Origin of the sequence: Neisseria sp. HMSC075C10, assembly GCF_001815615.1 — a bacterium.
Lineage (GTDB): Bacteria > Pseudomonadota > Gammaproteobacteria > Burkholderiales > Neisseriaceae > Neisseria > Neisseria subflava_A.
Genome location: NZ_KV821266.1, coordinates 142,752 through 168,350, shown reverse-complemented (window position 1 = coordinate 168,350; position 25,599 = coordinate 142,752). Strand labels below are relative to the sequence as shown.

Below are 25,599 nucleotides of genomic sequence, written 5' to 3'. Positions count from 1 at the left end.
CAAAAGATGTGCTGATCCTGACTCCTGCCTGGAGAAATTATCGGTAGATTTTTTTGACTGATAATGGCTTATGCCTGATGGTATTGGCGTTATAGTGAAATTCTGAAAGTATCAAAAAATTCAGACGGCCTGTTATATACAAGGCCGTCTGAAACGTTTTAACTACTTAAACTCATCAAATTAGAAAGAGTATTGCAATCTTATGCCCGCTTCGTGGGTGTGGTTTTTAGGTTCTATAGATCCCAATCCATATGAGTCATACTCTTCCGTAACGGTAAGGTTCGATTCTTTAACTTTCCAGCCGCGATAGAATGGAGTGAGGCTGATTTTGGAGCCGTTAGCGAATTTTTTAGATATAGGCACTTCAACCTCAATCCCTTGTCCGCCGCCTTGTTTCATTCGGGTTTCTACCTGGTCGGGTTCGTAAGAATATTGGCGGCCTTTTACGGCACGATTGTAGGCAATGCGGGGAGATATCTCAAAGTTTGCAGGAAGGGCGATATTTACTCCGGTATTGATTTGCGCATATGTGGTTCGGTTTTTGCGGTCATAATCATTAGGATCAATGCGGCTACTTAAGTCTCTCAGAACACGGTGTCCCAAGCCGGCTCCGGCAGTAATGCTAAAGCGATCATTAATCGGGAGTGTATATTCGTATAAGGCACGGATATCGTATGCGCGGCGTGGTGCATTTTTGAGTGTAGCTGAGCCATAACTTGCTGAATCGTCGATATAATCCTCGGTTATATATTGTACGCTTCCTGTGTAATCTGTTTTACCGCGCGAATAACGGCCTTCTAATTTTGCCGCATGGCGATCGTTGAAGCGGTATTTTACGCCGGCATTAATAGACCATAAGTTGCCTTTTTGCTGCATTAAGCGACTACCATCTTTTTCGTATTCGCGATAGGTCTCGTTGTAATATTCGCTACCAACGGTAAATTCAACAGGGCGGGCAGCCTGTGTACTTACGGCAGCAGAGAGTACTAACACAGCAAAACAGAAATGAGCAGAATTTTTCATATAAATTCCTTTTACTTTATGAAAGCCAATGTGATAATTTGAAAATACAGCATGATGAATTTCTAGGATTTGGTAAATATTAACAGGTGTAGTGAACGCTTGGTATGGTGTTTAATGATTTTCTACCTGTATTTGTCTTTTTTATGATATAGCGCAGGTAAAAGCAGAAAAATAGTGTAAAACAGAGTCTGCATGAATTTTAATGATATATTAATGTTTCTGGGTCGGTTAGTGGGTTTAACACTAAAAATAGATACAGCCACTCACTCTATTCCCATGCATAAAGACATTTTGAATGTTAATATCGTATGACATTCTATTTATATAAAATAAGAGATATAACCAACCAGGCAAATTGACCTGACTGCCCATAAGTTATCCCTTCTTCTTCAAATAAGGAACTGCGATGTTCAACTTTATCAAGAAACAGTTTATCGACGTCATTCAATGGCCGAATCCCGATGACAGCCTGCTGATGTGGCGTTTTCCGATTGCCGATGAGGAGATCCAAAACGGTGCAAGCCTGACTGTGCGTGAGGCGCAGATGGCGATGTTTGTCGATGAAGGCGTAACCGCCGATGTGTTCGGGCCGGGACGTTATACGCTCAATACGCAAACGCTGCCAGTGCTGACCAACTTGAAAAACTGGGACAAGCTTTTTGAGTCTCCGTTTAAATCGGATGTTTACTTTTTCAATACCAAACAACAGCTCGCACGAAAATGGGGGACGTCCCAACCAGTTACCGTGCGCGATGCCGAGTTTGGCGCGGTGCAACTGCGTTCGTTCGGTATGTATTCTTACCGCATCAGCGACCCGGCAAAATTCTTTAAAGAAGTCAGCGGTGTGGCGGCGCAATACAGCGGCGTAGATTTGGAAAACCAACTGCGCAATATTGCAGTCACCCAATTGTCGGCCGCGTTTGGCAGCTCCGGTATCCCATTCTTGGATATGGCGGCGAACCAAGTTTTGCTGTCGCAAAAAATCGGCGAATTGCTTGGCGCGGAATTTGCCAAGCTGGGTTTGGCGCTGGAAAACTTCACTGTTGAAAGCATTACCTTGCCTGCGTCTATTCAGGCTGCGTTGGATAAGAAAATTTCAATGGGCGTTATCGGCGATTTGGGACGCTACACCCAATATCAAACCGCCGAATCTATCCCACTTGCGGCACAAAATGAAGGCGGACTTGCCGGAATCGGTGCAGGTTTGGGCGTAGGTGCCGGTATTGGTCAGGCGATGGCGGGTGCCATGGCGGGCATGATGCAGCCGAATACGCAACAGGCTCAGCAAAATGCTCAGCCGGCTGCCGAAGATCCGCAGGCTAAATTGGTGAAACTCAAGTCTTTGCTGGATGGCGGTTTGATTTCGCAAGAAGATTTTGATAAGGCCAAGGCTGAAGTGTTGAAGCAGCTGATTGGTTAATCAATTGAAGGTGTGGGGGACTGTTAGTTTTTGCACAAGGAACAAATAGAGTAAAAAAACGCCGAAATCTTCGAAAGACGTGGATTTCGGCGTTTTTTTGTATCCGGAAAAGTTACGCCAGCTTTTTCACAAAACCGCGCCGGAATGCGCGGTTTTTTGTTGAAAGCTGACGGGATTAGGGAATTTTTTAAAACTATTTTAAGAGGGTTTTAAAATGGATTTAATCAATACTCCGGCCATACCACTCAACACGTCCGATGATGGCGATGTCGTCTTGGGTATTGCTTAAATCTATTTCAAACGGTGCGTAACGTGGATTTTCGGACGTTACAAGCAGTTTGCCCGGTATGCGTTGCACACGTTTGACAAAGAGGTCATTGCCTATACGCAAGACATATAGGCCGTCACGCGGGTCGGTTTCGGCGTGATTGATGAGGATGGAGTCCCCATGATTGAGCACGCCCTCCATCGAATCGCCTTTAACGGTAATTACAGACAGCTTTTCCGGCTGTTTGGTCACATAGTTGTCAATCCAATATTTCCGGAAGGCCAAGCAGAATAAAGGTTCTTCGCCGAAGACCGGTGCGCCATACCCTGCTGCTGCGGCTACGTTGTAGCGCGGCACGAATACAAACTCCGACAAGTCGACAGGGTTGCCCATAGTGTCGGTGATTCCATCAGAATTTCTGCTTACAGAGAATGCTCCGGCGTTTTCCGGCCTGGCTTTATCGAGATACGGCAAGCCTTTGCCGGTCAGCAGCCAGTTTAAGTCACACCCGGTAGATTCTTGAATCTTTATAAGGGTTTCAGTGTTTGGAAGGCCGTCGTTATACCAAATCCGGTTAAATCCGGGCGGGCTCATTCCAATATCTCTTGCAATAACCGCAGGCTTTGGGTTATCGCGCCATAAGTAGGTCAATCTTTCTTTAAAAGTATTCATAAGCTATCTCTATATGTGGTTGCATACATAAAAATATCTATGCAACTTTCTATGCAACTAAATGTATTTGGTTGCATAAAATTAATTCGTTTAATAAACAAAAACATATAGAAAAACTAAGCGAAAGCTTATATTTTTCTCTATGCAACCGCTTTACATCTTATCTGGTTGCATATACTATTCAATCAACCAAGAACAAACGGTTAGAAAAACGGTTTAACGTATGGAGTAAGTGAAATGGTACAAAAAAACGCAGATTGGCACCGCGCAGATATTGTTGCAGCACTCAAAAAACGTGGTTGGTCAGTAAGAGCTCTTAGTGTTGCATCCGGCTTGTCGCCAAATACATTGAAAGGCGCATTGCAATTCCCTTATTTGAAAGGAGAAAAAATCATTGCAGATGCAATAGGCGTCCCACCCGAAGTAATTTGGCCGACACGTTATGAAGAACGTAATTTCAAGCCAGTATTAAGTGCTTCGCACTAATTATACGCAGATGTTTAGAAGAAATCATGCAAATGATTACAAATGAACTAAAAGCGGGATAAGTGGAGTTTTATATGCAAACAGATAGTCTTTCATCATCAGAACTCGCAAATTTACGGTTGCCAAATCTACAAGTATCAAGACAGGCGATTGAAAAACGAGCTAAGACACAAGGCTGGCCGTACATCGAAGAAGTTGGCAAAGCGCGTGGAGGCCGTCTGAAAAAATACTTAATCGCTTCGCTCCCCGCCGAAATCCGAGCCGCCATCATGAAACGGCAGTCGGACGAGCTGGCGGAGAAGATGCCGAAAACCTTGCCCCAAGTCAGACCGGGGACGGCGATGTCGGCTCAGGCACTGGCTGAAGCGGCCAAGCTGTTGAACGAGAAACAACGGTCGGTGGCGGATGCGCGATGTGCGGTGGTGGCGGCGGTATTGGGGATTAAATACCAATACGGTTGCTCTGCCAAGGCTGCGGTGGCTCAGTTTTTGGGCTTGCTGGCAGAAGGTAAGTTGGACGCGGTCACGCTTGGGAACTTGGAAAAGGCCAATGACCGCAGCCGGTCGGCGAAGGTTGGCGAACGTACTTTAGACGGCTGGATTTCTGCCTACCTTAAGGCGGAAAACGCGACGGAGCGGTTGGTTGCCTTGGCTCCGAAGACGACGAAGGCGGTTAAGCCGATTGAGAGCTACGGTTGGTTGCCGATGTTTTTGCAGTTTCACAATATTCCGTCCGCGCCAAAATTGGCGCACAGCTACCGCCGATTTGTGCAGTGGGCTGAAGCGGAAAATATGCCGGTCAATGATGTGCCTAATTTGAGTATGGTGCGGCGCGTTTGGGACAAGCTGCCGTTGATTATGCAGGAGCGCGGCAGGAAAACGGGGGCGGCTTATAAATCGCTGCTGCCTTATGTGAAACGTGATTGGGGGGCTTTGAAGCCGAACGATGTTTGGATCGGCGACGGCCATAGCTTTAAAGCGAAGGTGGCGCATCCGGTACACGGCAGGCCGTTTAAGCCGGAAGTGACGGTGATTATTGATGGTTGTACGCGGTTTGTGGTCGGTTTTTCGGTATCTCTCGCTGAAAGTTGTGTGGCGGTATCGGACGCTCTGCGTATCGGGGTCAAGCACTTTGGTTTGCCGATCATCTACTACTCGGATAACGGCGGCGGCCAAACCGGCAAGACGATAGACCATGAAATCACAGGTATCACGTCCCGACTGGGTATCCGGCATGAAACGGGTATCGCGGGCAATCCGCAAGGGCGCGGCATCATTGAGCGATGGTGGAAAGACAATCTGATTGAGATGGCGCGCCAGTATGAGACGTTTGCGGGTGCAGGGATGGACAGCAGCACGAAGAATCTGATGTACCGCAAGATGGAAAGTGCTTTTAATGCTTTGGAAAAAGGCAAGGATTTGACGGAGGAACAACAGAAATATTTGAAAAAACTGCCGAGCTGGTCGCGTTTTATCGCGGATGTGGTCAAGTGTATCGATGATTACAACAACCGTCCGCACGGCGAGCTGCCCCGACATCCGGACGGCGGGCATTATTCGCCGAAGGCTTATCGGGAAATGAGGCTGGAACAGGACGGTATCGCGCCGGATATGTTGTCGGCGGAAGAGCTGGCGACGATGTTTATGCCGCAGGAAGTGCGAAAAGTACAGCGCGGTTGGCTGGATTTGTTCAACAACTCTTATTTTTCAGTCGATCTGGCGGAGTATCACAAGGACGAGGTACGGGTCAGCTACGATTTGGACGATGCGTCGGCGGTCAATGTGTTTGATATGGACGGCAAGTTTATCACTAAGGCGCAGGCCAACGGCAATACCCGCGAGGCTTTCCCGACGGCTCGTATCGACCAACTGGCGGAAAAACGCCGAAAAGGCAAAATCAAGCGGGCGGAAAATGCAATCAAGCTCGCAAACGCGGAAGTCAATCCGGCTTTGGAACAGGCTGCGGTTTGGGACGAGCTGGGACATTTGGGCGGAAACGTCATCGAGGCGGAGTATGCGGTATTGCCGAAAACGGGCACAGACGATTTTGTGTTGTTTGAGGCGGATAGAAGTTAAAACGGTTTTAAACCTCTTTTAAAAGGACTAAAAAAATGAAACAAATCAATCATACATTGCAACAAAAACTGGCTGAATTTAAAGCCAAATCAGGCATGAACCAAACCCAACTGGCACGCGGTATCGGTACTTCGCCGGCATCCATCAGTATGTATCTGAACGGCACTTATGCCGATAAAGGCGGAAATTATGAAACCATCGAGCCGAAAATCGAGGCGTTTTTGGAGATGCAGGACAGCAAAGCGCGACGTGAAGAGCTGGTGTTGGGTTTTGTATCGACTAAGACGACCCGCCGAATCGCGGAAGTGATGCGCGATGCGCACGAAGGCGGCGAAACGGTGGTGATCTACGGTCAGGCGGGTTTGGGCAAGACGCAGGCGGTCAAAAACTACTGCGAGAAAAACCCTGCGGCTATCTTGATTGAGGCTAATCCGAGCTTTACGGCTTTGGTCCTGATGCGCAAGTTGGCGACGGCGGCGAAGGTATCGGCGATGGGCAGCCTGAATGATTTGTTTGAGTCTGTATCTGACCGCCTGCGCGATTCGGGCCGTCTGATTGTGGTCGATGAAGCGGAAAACCTGCCGTTACGCGCCCTTGAAATTGTACGCCGTCTGCACGACGAGACTGGCTGCGGCTTGGTGTTGAGCGGTATGCCCCGACTGGTGGCCAACCTGCGCGGTAAGCATGGCGAGCTGGTACAGCTTTATAGCCGAGTGTCGGTTGCGCTGAATTTGGGCGAATCTTTGCCGGATGACGAACTCTTTGAGATTGCGGAAGCGGCTTTGCCTGATGCGGACGAAGAAACGCTCTTGGAACTGGTTAAACATAGCAACGGTAATACGCGCCGGATGAGCAAATTGATGCGCGGCGCGGTACGCACGGCGAACAAGAACGGTATCAAGATGCAGGCCGGTATTGTTAAGAAATACAGCTCCCTGATTATCCGATAAGAAAGGCCGTCTGAAATGAGACACGAATATGCGGTACACGCCGGAGTCTATGAGGACACTTGGCACGATTATGAAACCCATAAACGGCGGAAGATTTGGCGGGCTGATGTACGCGGCAAGCGGAAAGAAGGCTTCGCATGGTTGCAAATCCGCCGACTGCGGAAACGCTTCGAGAGCAAAGAGGAAGCCAAGGAATGGGCTGCTCAAGTGAAGGCGGATTGGGTACGCAATAATTTTTTTGCCTTGAGAAAATATTAAGTAATTGATTTATAAGGAAATAGGAAAATGTCTAATTTGTTTTGCGAACGAAAAACCAAGTGGATCGGTTTGGCTTTTTGGTTGTTGTTTTGGGCGGTTTTGGTGGGAACAATGTTGCACAGCTGCTCTAAGCCGGTGGTATCGGCGGCGAAGTTGGAAATGTCACGCCGCGAGCGGATGGCGGATTTGGAGGCTCAAGCCTTGGGCGAGCAATACGAGGCGATGAGTACGGAGGAAAAAATGAAAGGGATTGTTTATGAGCGATAAGCCATTGAGCCCTACGGCGAAACAAGAGGCTTTGGATCGGGCGGTCAAGGAAATCCGCGCGAAATATGGCGATAAGGCGATTGTGAAAGGATGTGTGAAATGAGTTTTGGACGACGTAATACGGATTGGCAGGCTTGGGGACAACACCGCAGGCGTGCGACGGCGCGAATGGCGCAAAAAAACAGAGAGCGCGAAATTGAGGAATATCAGGCGCGTTTCAGACGGCCTGCCGAGAAGAAGGAGGAGAAAAAATGATTTGGTTTGTTGTCGGATTGGCTGTGTTGGTGCTGCTGGGGATTTGGCTTGAAATGCTGGCCCGAATCGTCGTATTGCACATGATAGGCAAATGTCATGACGGGTATGACGACAATTAAAACGGTAAGCCGTTGATGTTGCTCTATATTTTTTTGCCTTATTGAAAATATAAGGTATTGATTTAAAAGGAATTTAAGAAATGAATTAAAAAGAAATTACCGAATGGCTCGAAGACCGTGGCGAGCTGATGATCATGAAGAAAGACGGCGAAGGCTTTGTAATCGCTGCGCGTGCGCCGGACGGGATGTGGAAGACTGCCGAGGCGGAAACTTTGGCTCGGGCGATAAATTTATGGGAGGAAGCGTGATGAATATCACTAGACCAAATAAAGAAGACATTGACGCAGTATGGGAACTGGTCTCGTTTTTAAACAAAATTGCGCAGGGTTTGAATCCGGTTTATCAACCTGCCGACCCAGAGGATGAAGATGATTTCGAATATCTGAGTGATGCACCTGCGGATGAAGTGTTTGAAGCTTTGGAATATAAGTCAAGCAATGCCAATTTGCCTTGGATTATGACCGTATTGGATACCTTGCTGTCTTCGAATAACGACATTATTGACCAAGAATCTAATGTTTTGGATTTCTCGCCGAAATTTAAACAGGCTGTAAAGGATACAGAAAGATTGGATTTCTTAATGGAAGTCGGGTCAGCCGAATTTTCAAAACAAAATGGCCAGAAAACCTGTTGCAGCTTAACCGAATATGGCATTAGAGGCTATGGAAGCAATTACCGCGAAGCCTTGGATGATGTGATGGAAGAGTGGAAGGAGATGTGATGACTACCGGAATGATGATTTATCTATTGATCTGCGGGCTGATTGGTTTGGCACTGGTGGTTTTGGCACTGATGAGCCTGATTGAAAACTGGTTTAAGCAGCGGACTAAAGCTGTTGTTTTGGATGCCTGCGGTATGTTTTTTGGGTTGATTGTTGTCCTTGTGGCGTTTTTGGCGATTCTTGGGGTGATTAAATGATTGAAATAAGAGGTAAAAACTTTGTTGTGTACAACGCGAGTGAAAGTGTTTTGGAAAGCATCATTAAGGATGTTTTCTCTGGGGCGATGTTAGGGTTTTGTGTGTATATCAGCCATTGGTCAGCCTCAGTGTTTTGGACATTTATCAGCGGTTTGATGTTTTTGTCTTATCTGGGCATTAAGTTGGGCAGGTTGATGCGTGACAAGCAAACTAAGTTTGAAACTTGGTCAGATTTTAAAGCATGGATCGATAAGCAAGCCGAACTTGAAAATCACTTGGCAGGCAATGTCCAGATCGTAAAAGGCAATGGAAATGTACAGGCTGGTGGCGATGTTTGGAAGGATAAACAATGAACATCAAATGCCCGAACTGCGGTGCGGTGCATAGCCTGGACACCTTAATCAATGATGCGGAGGCTTCGGCGGTATTAAAGGCTGTATTGGAGATGGATGCGGAATTGGGCAAGGCGGCGATACGGTATATCGGTTTGTTCCGCCCCGCCAAGTCCCAGCTCTCTTGGGCGCGTACCGCGAAACTGCTGAATGAGTTGCTGCCGATGATTAAGGCGCAGGAGGCGGCGCGTGACGGGGTTTGTTTTCCTGCCCCTACCGAGGCTTGGATTCACGGTTTTAATGAAACCGTTAATGCCCGCGACCAAGGCCGTCTGAAACTGCCGCTTAAATCGCATGGTTATTTGTTGGAGATTGTGAGCCAGTGGCAGGGTTCGGGATTGCCCTCTCCCCAGCCCTCTCCCACGGGGAGAGGGGGCGAAGGTAGTGCGCCGTCCAGGCTGCGGCAGGGTGTGGCAGCCTTGGGCGAATGGGCGGGGAATGATTGGGCGAAACAGGAAATCGCGGCAGGATTTGCATTGCTCGCCGCACTCAATCTGCCCAACCGCCCCGCAGCGCAAGACCTGCCGGTAGTCGCAGAAATTTGGTATCGGCAACTGAAGGAAGCCAAGGAAATCGTCTCGCCGGAGTATGACCCGATACGGATTCAGACGGGGTTTAAGGTGTTGCAGGCGGCAGAAACATGGCCGCAACCCGCCGAACTGCGCCGCAACCTACCGCCACGGTTGATACCGAGGGCGATGCTGGCGAAGCCCGCGCCGGACAAAGAAAAAGGCCGTCAGAAAATGGCGGAAGTGAAAGATGTTTTAAACAAGAAAGGAAAGTGAAATGAAAGTGTATGTTTTTAAAATTAGTAATGAAAACGGTAAGTTAAAGATAGAACTCCCCGAAATCCCAATGGGTAAGCAAATTGACGAAGTTGATTTGATTGCTGGGCTAACCACGGAATTTATTGCAAGTATGTTACGTGATGCCCAAAAAGATCGTCGCAAATTCGTAATCGACGCATCAAATCAATTGGCTGTAATCCAGGCATATCAAAAAATCTTCAATTAAGGAAGGAAGAGAAAATGGCTAAAGTCATTATTACCATTAAAGATAGTACCAAAGACTTATTTGATTTTGAAATCAAAGGATTGGAAGAGGAAAGTGGAAAAACTCCTGCAATCTTTGCCGGACATGCCGCCGCCGGCTATCTGAGGAAAAGGCAAACAGCCCTCCACGAGAATTTTTTAAGTCAAATTTTACGAGACTTATCAGATCAAGATTTTTAGAACGAAAGGAAAAGAAAATGGCTAAAACCCGAATCAAACAGCCCGCTATCGAAGCGGCACAAGACAAAGCGGAAGTTACTGCGTTTATCCGCAAAATCGGCGACTTGCAGCGCGAAGTCAAACGCCTGGAAACCGAGGCAGGAGACAAAAAAGCGGTCATCGAAGAAGAATATGCCGCCAAAGCCGCGCCGATGTGTGCCGAAATCATGAGCCTGACCGAACGTGTGGCCGCCTACTGCGAGGCACATAAGGACGAGCTGACGGAAAACGGTAAAACCAAAACCGTGGACTTTACTACCGGCCTGATTAAATGGCGCATCCGTCCGCCATCCGTCAAGGTAACGGGCGTGGCCGCCGTCTTGGCTTGGATGTCTGAAAAAACAGCATATCAAAGCTTTATCCGCACCAAGCAGGAAATCGACAAAGACGCCATCCTGAATGAGCGCGAGCAGTTTGCGAATGGTCAGGTGCCGGGGATTAAGATTGTGTCGGGGCTTGAGGATTTTGTGATTGAGCCTACTGAGCAGGAGTTGGCGTAGAAGTGTTTTAAATTAAACAGGGAATTTAACAACGGTTTTAACAAACTGTTAAAACCGTTGTTAAATTTTTACAATACTAGATATGCTACTTTTACCTCAATATTTCTAAATCGGCACAATATATTGGATTCTATACTGGCAGTGGTAAATCAACTACTCGTACCGAATTCGCCAAATTATACGGTTTATATTAAAATCAAGCGGTGCTTCAAATTTGCACTAATAAGTAATTTAGAAAGGAAAAAGATGGATAAAAAATACTTAGACGGTTGGGACGGAAATGACTGAACTAGTTTCTAATTGTTACGAATATATCACGCCGATACTGACAGTTATCGGCGTTTTCATTGCAGCCTATGGAATATTTAGGAATACTGAAAATGCCAAAAAACGAGCTACAATCGATCTGATTATCATGCAACGTAACGACGAGGCACTGCAAAAAGCCATTACCCGTGTCAATGAAATGGCTAAGACAGAAGGCTGTATCTTTTCAACATACATTGCAGAAGCTGAAGGAACACGTGAAGATAGGGAAAACATCCTGAAGGTACTTAATCAACGCGAATTTGTTGCTGCCGGTGTGTTGCGTGGTGCTTTCCATGAGCCGCTTTTCAAAGAATTTGAATATTCTATCTTATTACGAGATTGGAATAATTTGAATGGGTTTATTCAAGAAATAAGAAGAAAACGTAATTCGCCAACAGCATTCCAAGAATTTGAGACACTGGCGAAAAAGTGGAAGAAAAAACCGCTTAAAGTAAAACATTAATTATTGCAAAGGTCGTCTGAATTATTCAGACGACCTTTTTTATGCCTGTCCGTTTCGCAAAAAAAACAGCGGTTTACTACAACATATAGTATTTTATCTGTATAATATGCGCTAATTAATCAATATATTGTGTTTTTGGGGTTGAAATGCGCCGGGCGTTGATTGCGAAAATTAAGATTGCTCAAAAGGAGCTGGGCTTGGATGACGGTACATATCGCGCGGTGTTGGAGCGTGTGACGGGCAAGCGGTCTTGTACCGAGTGCAGTATCCCTGAGTTGGAACGCGTGGTCGAGGATTTGCGCCAGCATGGGTTTACGCCGAAAAAAACGGCAGGCCGACGGCCGAACCGCCGTGAATCTGCCGACCCGATGATGCGCAAAATCGAAGCCCTGCTGCTGGATAACGGCTGGAGCTGGAATTATGCGCACGGTACGGCGAAAAAGATGTTTAAGGTTGACCGCGTGGAATGGTTGTCTGACGGCAATATGCACAAGCTGGTGGCAGCGCTACAGATTGCGGCAAACCGAAAGAAGAAGGAGGTATAGGAATGAGTGTAAGTTGGGAAATGACAGAGCAGGATTTTGAGGATGTGAAACATCTTCTGCCGCAGAGCGTGGTGGCGATGATTACGGTCATCGGGCTGGAAGCGACTTTTCACATGGTCAAGGTTTGGGGTGGCACAAATTATCCAATTTCCAACCGCCGTCGCAATACTCGTCAGAGCCGAATCTTGCACGCGCAACTGGTCGAGGACATCGGCGAGGAAGCTGCGGGGCGGTTGGAGCGAGCCTATGCCGGTCAACCTTTCTTGGCCATTCCGCGCTGCTGGGACGCGATGCGCGAGCTACGCAACCGATTTATCCGCCGCCAGTATGATGCGATGAGCGCGGAGGGTTTGAGCGATTTGGTTATTGTGCGCGAGCTGGTGTTGGCTCATCGGCTGTCAACGCGCAATATCCGATACATTTTGAAAGAGGCCGACCGCAATGCGGCGGCAAGAGCGCAGACGGATTTATTTGCAGCTTGATTGTGTTGTGTGTCTTGTGAGTGGACCTTTGCCCTGCTTTTTGCAGGGCTTTTTTTGTCTGCGGAACAGTAAGTGCATTTGTGCCGACCGTCTTATGCCGTCTGAAAAGGTTAAATAAGGTTTTGAAAATAAATTGTGATTTGATTTTCGGAGATGTTTATGGGCAAAACTGTAACTTTAACCGCCGGACACAGTAACACCGACCCGGGCGCGGTCAACGGCTCCGACCGTGAGGCGGACTTGGCGCAGGATATGCGCAACATCGTGGCATCTATTTTGCGCGATGACTACGGCTTGACCGTTAAAACCGACGGCACGGGCAAAGGCAATATGCCGCTGCGCGAGGCTGTAAAACTGATTCGCGGCTCGGATTTGGCGATTGAGTTCCATACCAATGCGGCCGTCAGCAAAGCAGCTACGGGCATTGAGGCGTTGAGTACCGTCAAAAACAAACGCTGGTGTCAGGTGCTGAGCAAGGCTGTTGCGAAGGCTACCGGCTGGAAACTGCGCGGCGAAGACGGCTTTAAACCCGACAATGCGGGCCAGCATTCGCGCCTGGCTTATGCACAAGCCGGCGGCATTGTGTTTGAGCCGTTTTTTATCAGTAACGACACTGATTTGGCCTTGTTTAAGACTACTAAATGGGGCATCTGCCGCGCGATTGCGGACGCGATTGCGATGGAATTGGGAGCGGTGAAGGTATGAAAAAGTCTTTGATTGCTTTATCTATTGCCTATTGTGCAAAGTTAAAAAACGGTTTTGGCGTACCGCCGTTACCTGAAATCAAAATCACGCCAAGCCCTGTTCGGGTAGGCTCTTTGAAACAACATCCGAGCCTGCGCTTGGGTAAATCAGGCGTGGCAGCCGCGAAACGTGCGGCGCGTAAACGCAAGGCGAGAAAGTAAGAAATATGATTGACGGTTGGGATGGTTATTAAGATGCGCATTTTTGACATTTTCAAAAACCCCGCGACAGGAGGCATTTCACATTCGAAGTTATGGGCAAACGTTGCATGCGCGGCGGGGACGTTTAAGTTTGTGATGTTGCCCGATCCATCGGCGGAAATTTGGGCGGTGTATTTGGGCATTGTCGGCGGCTATGCGGTGGCGCGCTCGTTTGTCAGCGTCAAACGTCAGGAGGTCGAGAATGAATCTCGTGAAACTGCTGGCGAATAACTGGCAGCCGATTGCCATCATCGCACTTATCGGCACGGGTTTGGCGGTGTCACACCATCAAGGATATAAGTCGGCCTTTGCCAAACAGCAGGCGGTCATCGACAAGATGGAGCACGATAAGGCGTAAGCCCTGCTGTTGTCGGCTCAAAACTATGCGCGCGAATTGGAACAGGCACGCGCGGAAGCTAAAAAATATGAAGTTAAGGCGCACGCCGTCGGCATGGCTTTGGCGAAAAAACAGGCGGAAGTCAGCCGTCTGAAAACGGAAAATAAAAAGGAAATCGAAAATGTCCTTACTCAAGACCGTAAAAATGCAAGCGGTAATTGTATTGACGGCTTTGGCTCTCACGGCCTGCAGCTCTACAACCGCGCCCTCGGCTACGGAAATTAAGGTTGTCGAAAAGGCGGTCATGCCGACACCGCCTGCCGCGTTGATGGTCGCGCCAGTACGCCCGAATCCGCCGAAAGACGGCAAGACGGCCACGCTGTTGGAACACGCCGCTGAGTTTGGCGGCTATGTTGCCGAACTGGAAAACCAAAACGCAGCGTGGCGCGACTGGGTCAACAGTCAAGCGGCAGTTGACGGTTCGGAGGGTGCGCGATGACGACTTATCGTGAGTTGGTGCAACGCACGGTCGCCTGCCGCCATGCGGATTTAGAGCTGGGATTGAGCCGCGCACGCGAGCAAGAGCCGTTTGTCATTCATGTTTCAGCCCTGTTTGATAAGGCAGGCATTGAGTACGCAGTGCGCATGGATAAGGATTTCCAGACGACCTTTTGTGTGGAGTTTTCCGCGACCGCCCCTGCTGATGTGATTGGTATTTTGCGGAAATATTACTCAGTCTTTTTTGACGGCCAAAAGGTCGAGGCGGCGAGTCGTCATCCCGAAGGCTATGCGGTGCGTATCGTATTTGGCGACGTGCCGGTTTAAAGGGGTTTTAAATGGACTTTGAATTTGGTTTTAAAACCCTGTGGCCAATTGCGACAGCGGCGTTTTGGTTTTGGGTCAACGGCATTTCAGGCCGTCTGAAAGAGGCGGACAAGCGTATCGACGACCTTAAAGAGGAGCTGCACGCGGTCAAGCTCTCTTATCACACCAAGCAGGATGCCAAGGCAGACAGCACTAATATTGCGGCGGCCTTGGAACGAATTGAAAACAAGTTGGAAAAAGTAAACGAAAAACTGGACAGGAAAGCAGACAAATCATGAGCGACCCGATTTTAGAAGCCTTGGCGCGTATCGAAGCCAAGCAGGATGACCTGCTTGCCAATCAGGCGCGCATGGACGAGGAATTGCAGCAAATTAAGAAAGACTGCAAGAAATCTGCTGCGGTTTATGGCGGTCTCGGCGGCGTGATTGTAACGACGGGTTGGGAACTGCTGCGAGCCAAGTTCGGAGGCTGATATGGCACACCCGAAAGAAACCCGCGAAAAGCTGCGCCGACTGTACGTCAGCGACGGCCAGACGCTCGAAATCGCGGCGATGATGTGCGAAATCCCAACAGCTACCGCCCGAAGTTGGAAACGTGCCGCCAAAGAGACCGGCGACGATTGGGACAAAGTGCGCGCCGCCTACACGCTGGCTGGCGGCGGCATCGAAGACTTGAGCCGCTCGCTGCTGGCGGGTTTTTTGGTGCAGTACCAGTCAACGATGACAATGTTGCAAGACACGTCGGTCGAGGAGCTGATGCCGTCCGAGCGCGCCAAATTGTTGGCGAGCCTGTCCGACGCATTTACCAAGACCGTGGCGGCAAACGCCAAAGTGATGCCGGAAACGTCAAAACTGGCGACGGCGATTGAGGTGTTGGAATTGTTCGGAGAAGTGGTCAAAGAGCGATACCCGCAACACTTGCAGGCTTATGTCGAGCTGGTCGAGCCGCTGGGCGTGGAAATTGAAAAGAAATACCGATGAAGGTCGTCTGAAAAATGAAGTCCAAAGAGTTTTTAAAGTCGCTTGCCGAATATGCCGCCCAACTTCGCCAAACCATCGAGGCGGAGGTGGACGGCTTTGATGCATCGCCCTCAGCCATTGCCGAACGTCGGGCGAAGGTATTAGACCCGGTCAACGGGTACGAGTATTTCGTCAATACCTATTTTCCGCATTACGTCAGGTCGTCTGAAAAGTCGGAGCTACATGAATTTCTGTTTTCCCGCCTGCCCGAAATCCTACAACAGCCCGAAGGCATCAACGAGGCGGATGCCGCCCCGCGCGGCGAGGCGAAATCGACGCTGGTTACGCGCTTGTTCTCGCTTTGGACGGTCATCACCGGCGCAAAAAAGTTTATCGTCATCGCGATGGACAGTATCGACCAAGCCTATCCGATGCTGGAAGCCATCAAGGCGGAACTTGAATTTAACCCGCGTTTAAAAACCGACTTTCCTGAGATGTGCGGACAAGGTCGGGTTTGGCAGGCGGGGACGATTGTTACCGCGTCCAACGTCAAAATCCAAGTCTTCGGCTCGGGTAAGAAAATGCGCGGCATGGTGCATGGTGCATTCCGCCCCGACCTTGCCATCCTTGATGATATTGAAAACGACGAGATGGTGCGTAACCCCGACCAGCGCGACAAGCTGGAAATGTGGCTTAAACAAACCGTCTTGCCGTTGGGCGCGGTCGGTACCAAGTTTGATGTGATTTATATCGGCACCATCCTGCACTACGACAGCGTGTTGAGCCGCACTTTGAATAACCCGTTTTGGAGTACGCGGAAATTCAAGGCGATGAAACGCTGGCCTGACCGCATGGACTTGTGGGACAAATGGGAAGAGTTGTATCGCAACGACGGCGCGGCGGTAGCCGAAGCGTTTTATCTCGCCAACAAAGACGAGATGGAACGCGGCGCGGTCACTTCTTGGGCGGCTCGCGGCGTATTGGCGCTGATGAAAATCCGCGCCCGTGACGGTCATGCGACATTTGACAGCGAGTATCAAAACGACCCGGTCAGCGGCGAAGATGCGCCGTTTGCCGAAAACATCAAATACTGGTCGGAGTTGCCGGACGATTTGGTGTACTACGGCGCGCTCGACCCGTCATTGGGCAAAGCGGGCGCGGGGCGTGACCCTTCGGCGATTTTGGTCGGCGGTTATCAAAAATCGACGGGGCGACTGTTTGTAACCGTTGCCCAAGTCAAAAAACGCCTACCGGATTTGATTATTGAGGACGTGATCCGCATCCAAAAAGAGGCGCGGGTCAAGCCGGTATTGTGGGTGGTTGAGACGGTGCAATTCCAAGAGTTTCTCAAGGATGAGCTGATTAAGCGCGGGGCGCGTTCGGGTGTGCATATCCCGGTGCGCGGTATCAAGCCGTCTTCGGACAAGATGTTGCGGATTGAGACCTTACAGCCGCATATGGCAAACGGGCTGATTTTGCTCAACCCCGACCAAAAGACCTTAATCAGCCAGTTGCGCCATTTCCCGAAAGCCGACCATGACGATGGCCCCGATGCGTTGCATATGCTGTGGATGGCGGCAACGACGGGCAATGTATCAAACAGAGCGCGGGCGATTGATTTGCCTGTGCCGATGTTGGAGATTTAACAATGTGTGATGGAAAACGTATAACCGCTCGTGAAAAAGAGCTGACAGAGGATGTTGAGTACCTCGAGCGTGGTTTGGATAAAGCGATTGCACATCTGCAAGAGGTTGTCTCCTGCTATAAGGCTGGGCGGCTATTAAATCTACATTTTATTGTCGCTGGAATTGAAGGTTTTTTGGCGGCTCGCGGCGAAGAGTATTGATTTTAAGGTCGTCTGAAAACGGTTTCAGACGACCTTTGGAGTAGAAAATTATGTTCGGATTGATTAAAAGCGCAACGCGAAAAACCGCCATCAAGACATTGACGAGCGCGACCGAAGATGCGCTGGAAAGCCTGTTTTCCAATATGGAGGGCACGGACGCGCTGCTTTCGCGTCTCGGCGTGGACAGGCAGCAGGCATTGGACGCGGTGGTAAGCGATGACGAGGTAGCTGCCTGTTTGGAGGATTTGCATTCCGCCATGCAGAACAAGGCGTGGCGCATTTATGGCGAGGACTTGAGCGACGAAGACAAAGACCGTCTATGGAAAACACTGAAACGCCATCTGCCCGCACTTGCCGAAATCGTGTTGACGGCGCGTTTGGGCGGCTATGGTGTCGGTCGGTACGTTTATCAACCCGAACCCGACGGCTTTTTGACGATTAAGCATATCAGCAACAAAAGCGGCGAATTGGCGAAATACGTTCCCTACCGCGACGGTTCGCTGGTGTATCGCGGCAGCGGTGGCGAGGAAGCCTGCAATACGGACGTGCTGTATCTCTTTATTACCCACCGCGCCACTTCAACCAATCCTGCGGGCGAAATGGCGGCGGCGCGGCTGTATGCGCCGGTTGCGTTGCGTAAAAAAGGCTTTGTCTATGCGGCGCAATTTATTACGCGCTACGCCCAGCCTTATCTGATTGCCAAAATCCAAGCCAACAGCAACGACGACCACGACAGCTTCATGAGCCGGTTTTACCGCTTTGTTTCCGGCGGCGCGTTGAGTATCGAACGCGAAGACGATGTGATGATGCTGCAAAACAGCGCGGATGGTCAGGCATTCCGCCGACTGGAAAACCTTGCCAATGCGCGTATCCAAAAAACGCTGTTAGGCAAAGTCAAAACCAGCGACCTTGAGACCGCCAGCCGCGCGAGCCAAGAAACCGAAGAAAACAACCGCGACGAGCGCATCGGCGCGTATCTCGCTCTGCTCTCCCGCGCTGCACAGCACTTTATCGACGCGCTTGTGATGGTCAACAACGCCTACGGCAAGCCGATTAATGCGCCCAAAGGCGTATGGTTTGAGTTTGAAGACGAAATCAAGGTTGATAAAACCCGAGCCGAACGCGACAAGATGTATATGGATACGGGGCAGCTCGTGTTGACCGAAACCTACTACCGCGACATCTTGGGCTTTGAGCCGGAACATTTCGAGCTGCGCGACCCGAAAGCGTCGTCTGAAAACTCTGCGTCCGCCAAATTCAGCCTGCGACTGTCCGACGGCCTTGCCCGCAATGCGCCTGATACGGCAGAGCAGGCAATCGCCCGACCGAAAATGGAAGCGGTGTTGGGTTTACTGGAAAACTGCAAAGACTACGCCGAATTTGAGGCGAAGCTGTCCGAACTTGATTTGAGCAAGGGCGACAATCTCTTGATCCAGCGTTTGGTTTCAGACGGCCTTTCGGCTTGGGAGGACGGAGCAGGCGATGGACGGGATTGAATACAACTTCGCCGGCTTAGTCGATAAAGCCGCTTTCGAGCATTTCAAGGCTAAGAAAATCCTGCCCGGATTCAGTCATTATGATGTCTGGCTATATCAGCACAGCCTTGCCTTTACCGTCGCCAAGATGATGGACGCGGATATGCTCGCCGAAGTCAAAGATGCCATCGAATCCGCGCAGCAAAACGGCACGACGTTTGCCGATTTTAAAAAGCGTTTAAAGCCGTATTTGATGGCAAAAGGCTGGTGGGGCGAGCAAGTGATGACCGACCCGCTGGACGGCGAGCCGAAATTGGTACAGCTCGGCAGTACGCGCCGTCTGAAAACCATTTTCAACACCAATATGCAAACCGCCTTTGCGGCGGGACAGTGGCAGCGGATTCAGGCAAACAAAAAAGCCCTGCCGTATTTGCGCTACAACCATTCCGCCGCCGGGCATCCGCGCGACAGCCATAAACGCTACTACGGCCTAGTCCTGCCGGTTGACCACGACATTTGGAAAGTCATCTTTCCGCCCAACGGCTACGGCTGCAAATGTTCGGTGTCCGCCCTAACCCGTCGGCAGGCGGAGCGCGAGGGCATCAGCGGCGAGCCTGATGTGGATATGGTCGAGTTTACCAATCCGCGCACAGGTCAAACGGTTTTGATACCCGACGACATCACGCCGAGCTTTGCGCACAACCACGGCGACCGATTGGGCGCGATGGACGCGCTGTTTGGCGAGAAAAACGGCGAAGAGGCACTGGCCGCCATGATTGCCGAACGCGAGACGTGGTTGAACAAGCGGTACAGCGTGCCGTCTGATAAAGTGGCGGTGTTGGCTTTGCCGGACAAGGTGTCGGAAAAAGAAGTGCGCAGGCTGACAAAAGCGCAGTCTGCCAACAATACCAAAGACCACGAAGCGAGAGCTGCGGCAGCGTGGCAGGCTGAAACGGGCGACAGGCTGGAAGTGTTCGATTTGGCGGTAGAAAAAGGCAAAGGGCAAGCCGATTATCTGATTGTTTCAGACGACCTGCCCCGCGAGCAATGGGTAAAACTGGATTTTATGTTTACCGAAAATCCCGACCATGCGGAATTGATGAACCGTTATTTTGCACACACCGCCGGGGCGTGGAATACTAAGGTCGACAAGATTCAGGAACATTTTGATAAAGCCGATATTGTCCCGCTTGATTTACGCCATCTGAATGCGGCAAACCGGCATAAATTGTTGCAGTATGTGTTATCATTACCAAAAGAACAGCGGGATAAAGTCCGCTTATTGGTAAAAATATCGGAGTAAGTCATGCCGTCTGAACTGTATGTCAGCCGCGAAGTAAAAGTATTTTTAGGCGGGAAAACCGCCCCGTCCGAATTGTTGGACTATCTGTACCCGCGTCTTGCTGAAATCGACAAGGAGGCAGCCGAGCAAATGCAGGGCGAGTTTTCGGGCTGCGTTTTTTCGATTGCGGATTTGTCCGCTGCGGCATTTGCCCGTGTGCGCGGATGGATACTTGAGGCTGCTGAAAAGTCCGAGTGGATTAAGCCGTACAAGTCCGATTTAAAAACCGCCCTGGAAGCCGATCCGAGATTTAAACCTGTATAACCCGAAGGCCGTCTGAAACCGATTCAGACGGCCTTTTTCATAAACGCTCAAATTCCACGTTTTAACGCGTTTATCGGTCAGGATAGGAAAAGATATGTCCGAGAGTTTAAATGCAATCTGACGCAGCCCTAAAAGCCCCCTGAAAACGTTTTTTTAAACCGCTGCCGTCTGCATTTTTGGATATGCCCCAAATTTGCGATTTTAGGCGGGTCGGATGCCGAAGATAGGCAAACCCCCGTTAGAATCTCGAAAATCAATCTAACGCGATTCTAAAGCGGTTTTAAAGTGGGTATTTTCATATTTTACGCATGAGGATTTTCAAAGGCCGTCTGAAACCTGATATTCGGGTTTTAGGCGGCTTTTGCATTTGGATTGGGAAGTGAAATCCTGCCGTCCGTCTTTTTGAACTTGGCAAGGCAAAATAGAGCAATGGATACGAACAACACCCCCCTCAAAATCAAATTGTCCGCCGCGCTGCCGGTTGCCCTGGCGACCGGTGCCGACAAGGTGCGTACTTTTAAAGGCGTTGCCAATTCGGGCAAGCCCTTCGGCTACGGCGGTTATCAGACAGTCGTCGATTTGGCCCAGCTGTCGCACAAAGCGTCCGTCCCCGTCCTGTTGGAGCATTCCCCAGTCAAGATGGCGGGCGTGTGCAGCCTGTCGGTAACGGCGGACGGCCTGATTGCGGAAGGTAGTCTGTTGTCCAACGAGTTTGGCACGCAGATCGCCGAAGCAGCCGACCAAGGTTTTCCTTGGGAAATGTCGGTTTACGCGCAGGCGGAATCCTACGAGGAGCTGGCGGCGGGCGCAGTATTGTTCGTCAACGGCAACGAGGTAACCGGGCCGGCCGTCATCCTGCGCCGTTGTGCGATACGCGAGGTGTCGTTTACCGCTGTCGGTGTAGATGGCGAGACGGAGGCGGTGGTGTTGTCGGACGGCAGTCCCTTGCCGGATATTTTTAAACAACCTTTGGAGTTATCTATGACACCCGAAGAAAAGAAAGCGTTTGACGACCTGAAAGCGGAAGTCGATACGCTCAAGGCTGAAAAAGCCGAAGCCGAGAAAAAGCTGAAAGAAGCTGAAGCGGCTGCCAAGAAAAACCAAGTCAAGGCGAAATTGTCCGCCGCCGGCTTTAAGGAAGGCGAAAACGGCAAGTTTGAAGGCTTGTCCGACGCTACCATGACCGTGCTTTTGTCTGCCGACATCGAAGCGGCGGAAGCCATGATTGCCGATCTGAAGCCGAAAGCCACCCAGTCTGCCGTACCACCCGCACTGTTGAGCGAAGGCGCAGGCAAAGACGAATCCGAACACACCGGCGAGGCGGAGGGCAAGTTCTCCGTAGCCAGCCACAAAGGCTTATTGGGAGGCTCTTATGTCTAAAGCCAAAACCGAAATCCTCGGCCCTGTTATTTCCGACTTTTTGAAATATGAAGCGACGCCGTTAACGCGCGTGGCTGTTGCTGCTTCGCAAGGCACAAAAGCCGGTACATTTGTTAGTTTTCCTCTCCGCAGCGAGTTCAAACTGCTGGCGTTGACGGATGAAGCCGACGGTAAAGTCATCGTACAGCCGCACAATTGCATCATCAATCTGGATCGATGCTCAGACGATGCAATCCGTGGCGGTACATCGAAAACGGGAGGTAATGTGATTGAGCATCTGAATAAAGATGGCGATCCATACGGCATCGTTTATGTTTTAAACCGTATTGTCAACCCGAATGGCAGCGAACTGTAACCACAAGGAAAAAATATGCCTTTATCTGACAACAGCAAATTTGGCGTGCAGGCTTTGACCACCGCCGTCAACAAAATCGACCCGGGCGCAAGCCAAATCCGCGAACTGGGTATTTTCGAACCCGAATATCTGACCACCACCTACGCCGACATTGAGTTCCAAGACGGCAAAGTCCACTTGGTAGCCAGCAAAGAGCGCGGCACGGCCGGCCAGGCGGTTGAAAGTCCGAAACGCACCGTGCGTACCGTCAAAATCCCACACCTGCCGATTCATGACGTCATCCGTGCCGATGACGTACAAAACCTGCGTGCTTTCGGCACGACCCAAGCCGCGACCGTCATGGACAAGGTCAACGAAAAGCTGGCCGGCGGCAAATCCGACCTTGAATACACCCGTGAGCACCTGATGCTCGGCGCATTGCAAGGCAAGATTTTGGATGCGGACGGCAGCGTGATTTTGGACATCAATACCGATTTCAAAATTACACGCAAAACGCAAAACATCGAATTGTCGAAAGACGAGACCAAAGTCGGCGCGGTATTGGACAAGCTCTTGTCCGAGCAACGCCAAAAATTCAACGGTGCGCAAGTGCGCGGCTGGGTTGTCTATTGCGGCATGGAGTTTTTGAGTGCGCTCAAAGAGCATAAATCCATCTTCGAAGTGTACAAACGCTTTGACGAAGCACGCGCCTACCGTGAAGGCGATACGCTCAATCCAACCGAGTTTGTCCACAAAGGTATCCGCTTTATCGAGTATGCCAACCATTTCGGCAGCGACGCCGACATCGGTGCGGACAAAGCCATTCTGCTGCCGGTCGGCCGAAACCTCTACAAAGAGTATTTCGCGCCTGCTGACATGAACGCGACCGTCAACACCCGCGCCCTGCCGTATTACGCCAGCCGCGAGAAATTGCAGCACGACAAAGGCTGGAGCCTGCATATGCAGTCCAATCCATTGCCGATTGCGCTGCGCCCCGAGTTGTTGGCAACGCTGACCATGTCTTAAACGGATTTCAGACGGCCTTTAAGGCAGTTTTAAAGGTCATCTGAAAACGGAGGACGGCATGATTACCATCCAAGACATGATTACGCGTTTCGGCGAGCAGGAAATGGCGGAGCGGTCGAATCATGAAAACTATGAAACCATAGATGAAGCGGTGATGGCGGCGGCAATCGCCGACGCGGAAGAAGAAGCGGCAAGCTACCTTCGGGCGGCGAAACTGTTTTTTACCAACGACACTGCGCCGCAGGTTTTGAAAATCAAAGTCTGCGACATTGCCCGCTACTACCTCTACGACGACGCGGTAACAGGCATTGTCGAAGAGCGTTATCAGTCGGCAATCGCTTGGCTGAAGATGGTCGTCAAAAATCCGAATATGCTGGACGAAAGCCGCGTATCGGATGACCGCAGACCGTCAACGTGTGCCGTTTATGTGAATGCCGAACCCGATTTACGGGAATGGCTGAAGGAGTAGGCAATGCGGATTACGGTATCGCACGACTTGTCGCGTATCGCCCAAAGCCTGAACCGCCTGTCGGGCAGGTTGAACGGCAGCCTTGAGGAGCCTTTACGCGCTATCGGCGGCATCCTCGAATCTTCGACCCGCCGCCGTATCGCCGAAACCAAAACCGCGCCTGACGGCAAACGCTGGCAGGATGTCAGCCCCGCTACGGCAGAAGCCAAAAACGGACGCGGCGGGATTTTGGTGGACCACGGCAACCTCTTGGCAAGCATTACGCACGAGGCATCGGCAAACAGCGTGATTACCGGCTCGGTAATGGGCTACTCGGTTTATGTGCAGGAAGGCACGAAAACCATGCCGGCGCGTCCGTTTTTGGGCTTGTCTTCGCAAGATTATCAGGACATTGACGATTTAATGTCCGATTGGCTGGAAGGATTGATTGTCTGATATGGCTTTAAAACAGCATGAAAACTTATTGGCGGTCTATCCCGAAATCCTAGGCCGTCTGAAAACCGTCAAAGGCATTAAGGCGGTCAAGGAGATTGGCGAACTTGCCGAGCTGCTCGCCCAAGGCGCAGCGAAACGCAAAGCCGCCCCGCTGGACGGCGCGGTCTATGTCGTTTACGGCGGCTCGACCTTTGCCGACGAAGCGAAAAACGGCAAATTCCTCAAATCGACGCTGCACTTTACCTTTGTTTTGGCGCGAAGCTATACCGCCAACGGCAAATCCACGCTGTACGAGGTCGGCGAGACTCTGACGGCAATCCAACGGTCGTTTTCAGGCTGGGACGCGGGCGACGAATATGCCGTTACCCCCTTCCGCCGCATCGCCTCGCCATCCATCGAATACAACGACGGCTTTGCTTTTTACCCCATTTCATTCGCCTGCGATACCGTGCAGGCGGCAAACTAAAGGAGCTGCCACATGGCAAAACAAAACGACCACGGCTTAATCTTTGAGGGCGACGTCAAGGTACGCAACCTCAATCAAAAAGGCTCGGGCTTTATCGAAATCGGCAACACCACCGCCCTGACCACGCAGACCAGCGTGGAAACCAAAGAGCGCGTGTCCAAGCAAAAAGGCACTTACGGCAGCGCATTGGACAGCTTGAAAACCGTCAAGCCCACCGAAATCGGTCTGAAGCTCGACACTTTCGACAAAGACAACCTCGCGCTTGCCCTGATGGGCGAAGCAGCCGTCATCGCGGCTACGGCGGATACCGTTACGGGCGAGACCGTGACCATCGGCAAAAAAGGCATGGCGTACAAACTGGCAAACGGCAATATCGACCCGGCTACTGTCAAAGTCAAAAACAAATCCCAAAACAATGTCGATGCCAATCATTTGGACATCAATGCCACCTTGGGCATGATTACCATCCTGCCGGCCGCCGATACCGTCAACGACGGCGAAAACATCACCGTCGACTACAAAACCCGCGATTCGGGCGGCTATAAAGTGTCCGCCGCGACATTGTCGCGCTTGGATTTGGAAATCTACGTCGACGGCCGCAACCGCGTTACCGGCGAGACCGGCATCCTGCATATCCCCCATGCCGTACTGGCGGCGGACGGCAGTATCGACTGGTTCGGCGACGACTTCAACGAAGCCGAATTTAAAGGCACGGCAGTGTTGGCTTCGGGCGAGACTTCGACCTATTCCTTCACGTCGTACAACAACTAAAGATTCGGTAATAAACAAAGGCCGTCTGAAACTGGCTTCTGCGTGTAGGCGCA

40 protein-coding genes and 1 pseudogene are annotated in these 25,599 nt (G+C 50.6%); 39 read left to right on the top strand and 2 right to left on the bottom strand.

Going from position 1 to position 25,599, the window contains the following annotated elements; genetic code table 11:
- Positions 1–180 precede the first annotated feature (180 nt).
- Positions 181–1,023, bottom strand: coding sequence for an outer membrane beta-barrel protein (locus HMPREF3047_RS08295; protein WP_070583578.1), 843 nt, complete (start codon positions 1,021–1,023; stop codon positions 181–183).
- Positions 1,024–1,429: 406 nt separating this feature from the next.
- Here HMPREF3047_RS08295 and HMPREF3047_RS08290 point away from each other — a divergent pair, with 406 nt between their 5' ends.
- Positions 1,430–2,443, top strand: a complete 1,014-nt coding sequence (locus HMPREF3047_RS08290) for an SPFH domain-containing protein (protein ID WP_070713291.1) — start codon at positions 1,430–1,432, stop codon at positions 2,441–2,443.
- A gap of 220 nt (positions 2,444–2,663) precedes the next feature.
- Here HMPREF3047_RS08290 and HMPREF3047_RS08285 read toward each other — a convergent pair whose 3' ends face one another.
- Positions 2,664–3,383 (bottom strand): S24 family peptidase, encoded by a 720-nt coding sequence (locus HMPREF3047_RS08285; RefSeq protein WP_070713288.1) that lies wholly within the window; start codon positions 3,381–3,383, stop codon positions 2,664–2,666.
- Between the two features lie 237 nt (positions 3,384–3,620).
- Here HMPREF3047_RS08285 and HMPREF3047_RS08280 point away from each other — a divergent pair, with 237 nt between their 5' ends.
- The 38 genes and pseudogenes from HMPREF3047_RS08280 (at position 3,621) to HMPREF3047_RS08105 (ending at position 25,546) form a co-directional block, all read left to right on the top strand.
- Positions 3,621–3,869: a helix-turn-helix domain-containing protein gene (locus HMPREF3047_RS08280; protein WP_039862369.1), complete on the top strand. Its 249-nt coding sequence runs from the start codon at positions 3,621–3,623 to the stop codon at positions 3,867–3,869.
- A 74-nt stretch (positions 3,870–3,943) separates the two neighbouring features.
- Positions 3,944–5,944, top strand: coding sequence for a Mu transposase C-terminal domain-containing protein (locus HMPREF3047_RS08275; RefSeq protein WP_070713429.1), 2,001 nt, complete (start codon positions 3,944–3,946; stop codon positions 5,942–5,944).
- 35 nt (positions 5,945–5,979) lie between these two features.
- Complete coding sequence (locus HMPREF3047_RS08270) at positions 5,980–6,894, top strand: AAA family ATPase (RefSeq protein ID WP_070713285.1); 915 nt, start codon at positions 5,980–5,982, stop codon at positions 6,892–6,894.
- Between the two features lie 15 nt (positions 6,895–6,909).
- Positions 6,910–7,152 carry a toxin PIN gene (locus HMPREF3047_RS08265; protein WP_004520480.1) on the top strand — a complete coding sequence of 81 codons (243 nt, stop codon included), beginning with the start codon at positions 6,910–6,912 and terminating at the stop codon, positions 7,150–7,152.
- Between the two features lie 27 nt (positions 7,153–7,179).
- Entirely contained in the window at positions 7,180–7,419 is a 240-nt protein-coding gene (locus HMPREF3047_RS08260; RefSeq protein ID WP_070713282.1) for a hypothetical protein, read from the top strand.
- 99 nt (positions 7,420–7,518) lie between these two features.
- A complete protein-coding gene (locus HMPREF3047_RS11440) occupies positions 7,519–7,674 on the top strand; it encodes a hypothetical protein (protein WP_162837291.1) in 156 nt (51 codons plus the stop codon).
- The gene (locus tag HMPREF3047_RS11600) at positions 7,671–7,793 is read left to right on the top strand and encodes a hypothetical protein (protein WP_256388732.1); all 123 of its coding nucleotides are present in this window, start codon (positions 7,671–7,673) and stop codon (positions 7,791–7,793) included. Before HMPREF3047_RS11440 ends, HMPREF3047_RS11600 begins: the two co-directional genes overlap by 4 nt.
- A gap of 187 nt (positions 7,794–7,980) precedes the next feature.
- Positions 7,981–8,514, top strand: a complete 534-nt coding sequence (locus HMPREF3047_RS08255; protein WP_168165906.1) for a type 2 periplasmic-binding domain-containing protein — start codon at positions 7,981–7,983, stop codon at positions 8,512–8,514.
- Positions 8,514–8,711, top strand: a complete 198-nt coding sequence (locus tag HMPREF3047_RS08250; protein WP_070713277.1) for a pyrophosphate-energized proton pump — start codon at positions 8,514–8,516, stop codon at positions 8,709–8,711. The genes HMPREF3047_RS08255 and HMPREF3047_RS08250 overlap by 1 nt, the downstream gene beginning before the upstream one ends.
- Positions 8,708–9,064 (top strand): hypothetical protein, encoded by a 357-nt coding sequence (locus HMPREF3047_RS08245; RefSeq protein ID WP_070713274.1) that lies wholly within the window; start codon positions 8,708–8,710, stop codon positions 9,062–9,064. Before HMPREF3047_RS08250 ends, HMPREF3047_RS08245 begins: the two co-directional genes overlap by 4 nt.
- Positions 9,061–9,888 (top strand): hypothetical protein, encoded by an 828-nt coding sequence (locus HMPREF3047_RS08240; protein ID WP_070713271.1) that lies wholly within the window; start codon positions 9,061–9,063, stop codon positions 9,886–9,888. Before HMPREF3047_RS08245 ends, HMPREF3047_RS08240 begins: the two co-directional genes overlap by 4 nt.
- Before the next feature lies 1 nt (position 9,889).
- Entirely contained in the window at positions 9,890–10,117 is a 228-nt protein-coding gene (locus HMPREF3047_RS08235) for a hypothetical protein (protein ID WP_070713269.1), read from the top strand.
- Positions 10,118–10,131: 14 nt separating this feature from the next.
- Entirely contained in the window at positions 10,132–10,335 is a 204-nt protein-coding gene (locus HMPREF3047_RS08230; RefSeq protein ID WP_070713267.1) for a hypothetical protein, read from the top strand.
- Positions 10,336–10,352: 17 nt separating this feature from the next.
- Complete coding sequence (locus tag HMPREF3047_RS08225) at positions 10,353–10,874, top strand: host-nuclease inhibitor Gam family protein (protein ID WP_070713265.1); 522 nt, start codon at positions 10,353–10,355, stop codon at positions 10,872–10,874.
- Positions 10,875–11,154: 280 nt separating this feature from the next.
- The gene (locus HMPREF3047_RS08220; RefSeq protein ID WP_083315960.1) at positions 11,155–11,646 is read left to right on the top strand and encodes a DUF4760 domain-containing protein; all 492 of its coding nucleotides are present in this window, start codon (positions 11,155–11,157) and stop codon (positions 11,644–11,646) included.
- Between the two features lie 146 nt (positions 11,647–11,792).
- Positions 11,793–12,191, top strand: coding sequence for a gp16 family protein (locus HMPREF3047_RS08215; protein ID WP_070713263.1), 399 nt, complete (start codon positions 11,793–11,795; stop codon positions 12,189–12,191).
- Between the two features lie 2 nt (positions 12,192–12,193).
- Positions 12,194–12,673: a Mor transcription activator family protein gene (locus HMPREF3047_RS08210; protein WP_070713260.1), complete on the top strand. Its 480-nt coding sequence runs from the start codon at positions 12,194–12,196 to the stop codon at positions 12,671–12,673.
- 159 nt (positions 12,674–12,832) lie between these two features.
- Positions 12,833–13,378: an N-acetylmuramoyl-L-alanine amidase gene (locus HMPREF3047_RS08205; RefSeq protein ID WP_070588113.1), complete on the top strand. Its 546-nt coding sequence runs from the start codon at positions 12,833–12,835 to the stop codon at positions 13,376–13,378.
- Positions 13,375–13,578, top strand: a complete 204-nt coding sequence (locus HMPREF3047_RS08200; protein WP_070588112.1) for a hypothetical protein — start codon at positions 13,375–13,377, stop codon at positions 13,576–13,578. Before HMPREF3047_RS08205 ends, HMPREF3047_RS08200 begins: the two co-directional genes overlap by 4 nt.
- A 33-nt stretch (positions 13,579–13,611) precedes the next feature.
- On the top strand, positions 13,612–13,848 hold the full coding sequence (locus tag HMPREF3047_RS08195; RefSeq protein ID WP_070588120.1) for a hypothetical protein: 237 nt from the start codon (positions 13,612–13,614) through the stop codon (positions 13,846–13,848).
- A pseudogene (locus HMPREF3047_RS08190) lies at positions 13,820–14,239 on the top strand (hypothetical protein). Before HMPREF3047_RS08195 ends, HMPREF3047_RS08190 begins: the two are co-directional and overlap by 29 nt.
- Positions 14,136–14,453 carry a hypothetical protein gene (locus HMPREF3047_RS11675; RefSeq protein ID WP_349267142.1) on the top strand — a complete coding sequence of 106 codons (318 nt, stop codon included), beginning with the start codon at positions 14,136–14,138 and terminating at the stop codon, positions 14,451–14,453. The pseudogene HMPREF3047_RS08190 and the gene HMPREF3047_RS11675 overlap by 104 nt, the downstream one beginning before the upstream one ends.
- Positions 14,450–14,779: a hypothetical protein gene (locus HMPREF3047_RS08180; RefSeq protein WP_070713257.1), complete on the top strand. Its 330-nt coding sequence runs from the start codon at positions 14,450–14,452 to the stop codon at positions 14,777–14,779. The genes HMPREF3047_RS11675 and HMPREF3047_RS08180 overlap by 4 nt, the downstream gene beginning before the upstream one ends.
- A gap of 11 nt (positions 14,780–14,790) precedes the next feature.
- Positions 14,791–15,057 (top strand): hypothetical protein, encoded by a 267-nt coding sequence (locus HMPREF3047_RS08175; protein WP_002213614.1) that lies wholly within the window; start codon positions 14,791–14,793, stop codon positions 15,055–15,057.
- A complete protein-coding gene (locus tag HMPREF3047_RS08170; RefSeq protein WP_049227001.1) occupies positions 15,054–15,251 on the top strand; it encodes a hypothetical protein in 198 nt (65 codons plus the stop codon). Before HMPREF3047_RS08175 ends, HMPREF3047_RS08170 begins: the two co-directional genes overlap by 4 nt.
- Position 15,252: 1 nt before the next feature.
- Positions 15,253–15,759 carry a DUF1804 family protein gene (locus tag HMPREF3047_RS08165; RefSeq protein WP_049226999.1) on the top strand — a complete coding sequence of 169 codons (507 nt, stop codon included), beginning with the start codon at positions 15,253–15,255 and terminating at the stop codon, positions 15,757–15,759.
- A gap of 14 nt (positions 15,760–15,773) precedes the next feature.
- On the top strand, positions 15,774–17,384 hold the full coding sequence (terL, locus tag HMPREF3047_RS08160; RefSeq protein ID WP_070713253.1) for a phage terminase large subunit: 1,611 nt from the start codon (positions 15,774–15,776) through the stop codon (positions 17,382–17,384).
- Between the two features lie 2 nt (positions 17,385–17,386).
- On the top strand, positions 17,387–17,584 hold the full coding sequence (locus HMPREF3047_RS08155; protein ID WP_063076052.1) for a hypothetical protein: 198 nt from the start codon (positions 17,387–17,389) through the stop codon (positions 17,582–17,584).
- A 50-nt stretch (positions 17,585–17,634) separates the two neighbouring features.
- Positions 17,635–19,080, top strand: a complete 1,446-nt coding sequence (locus HMPREF3047_RS08150) for a phage portal protein family protein (protein ID WP_070713250.1) — start codon at positions 17,635–17,637, stop codon at positions 19,078–19,080.
- The gene (locus HMPREF3047_RS08145; RefSeq protein ID WP_070713249.1) at positions 19,067–20,362 is read left to right on the top strand and encodes a phage minor head protein; all 1,296 of its coding nucleotides are present in this window, start codon (positions 19,067–19,069) and stop codon (positions 20,360–20,362) included. The genes HMPREF3047_RS08150 and HMPREF3047_RS08145 overlap by 14 nt, the downstream gene beginning before the upstream one ends.
- Positions 20,363–20,365: 3 nt before the next feature.
- Complete coding sequence (locus HMPREF3047_RS08140; protein ID WP_070713247.1) at positions 20,366–20,665, top strand: glycine cleavage system H protein; 300 nt, start codon at positions 20,366–20,368, stop codon at positions 20,663–20,665.
- 429 nt (positions 20,666–21,094) lie between these two features.
- A complete protein-coding gene (locus HMPREF3047_RS08135; RefSeq protein WP_070713243.1) occupies positions 21,095–22,045 on the top strand; it encodes a hypothetical protein in 951 nt (316 codons plus the stop codon).
- Positions 22,038–22,400, top strand: coding sequence for an oxaloacetate decarboxylase alpha chain (locus HMPREF3047_RS08130; RefSeq protein ID WP_070713241.1), 363 nt, complete (start codon positions 22,038–22,040; stop codon positions 22,398–22,400). Before HMPREF3047_RS08135 ends, HMPREF3047_RS08130 begins: the two co-directional genes overlap by 8 nt.
- Before the next feature lie 15 nt (positions 22,401–22,415).
- Entirely contained in the window at positions 22,416–23,405 is a 990-nt protein-coding gene (locus HMPREF3047_RS08125; protein WP_070713239.1) for a major capsid protein, read from the top strand.
- Positions 23,406–23,463: 58 nt separating this feature from the next.
- Positions 23,464–23,874 carry a phage protein Gp36 family protein gene (locus HMPREF3047_RS08120; RefSeq protein WP_049323787.1) on the top strand — a complete coding sequence of 137 codons (411 nt, stop codon included), beginning with the start codon at positions 23,464–23,466 and terminating at the stop codon, positions 23,872–23,874.
- A 3-nt stretch (positions 23,875–23,877) separates the two neighbouring features.
- Positions 23,878–24,309, top strand: a complete 432-nt coding sequence (locus tag HMPREF3047_RS08115) for a phage virion morphogenesis protein (protein ID WP_070713235.1) — start codon at positions 23,878–23,880, stop codon at positions 24,307–24,309.
- Position 24,310: 1 nt separating this feature from the next.
- Positions 24,311–24,775, top strand: coding sequence for a phage tail terminator protein (locus HMPREF3047_RS08110; protein ID WP_070713234.1), 465 nt, complete (start codon positions 24,311–24,313; stop codon positions 24,773–24,775).
- A 12-nt stretch (positions 24,776–24,787) separates the two neighbouring features.
- Positions 24,788–25,546, top strand: a complete 759-nt coding sequence (locus HMPREF3047_RS08105) for a phage tail tube protein (protein ID WP_070713230.1) — start codon at positions 24,788–24,790, stop codon at positions 25,544–25,546.
- The last annotated feature ends 53 nt before the right edge of the window (positions 25,547–25,599 follow it).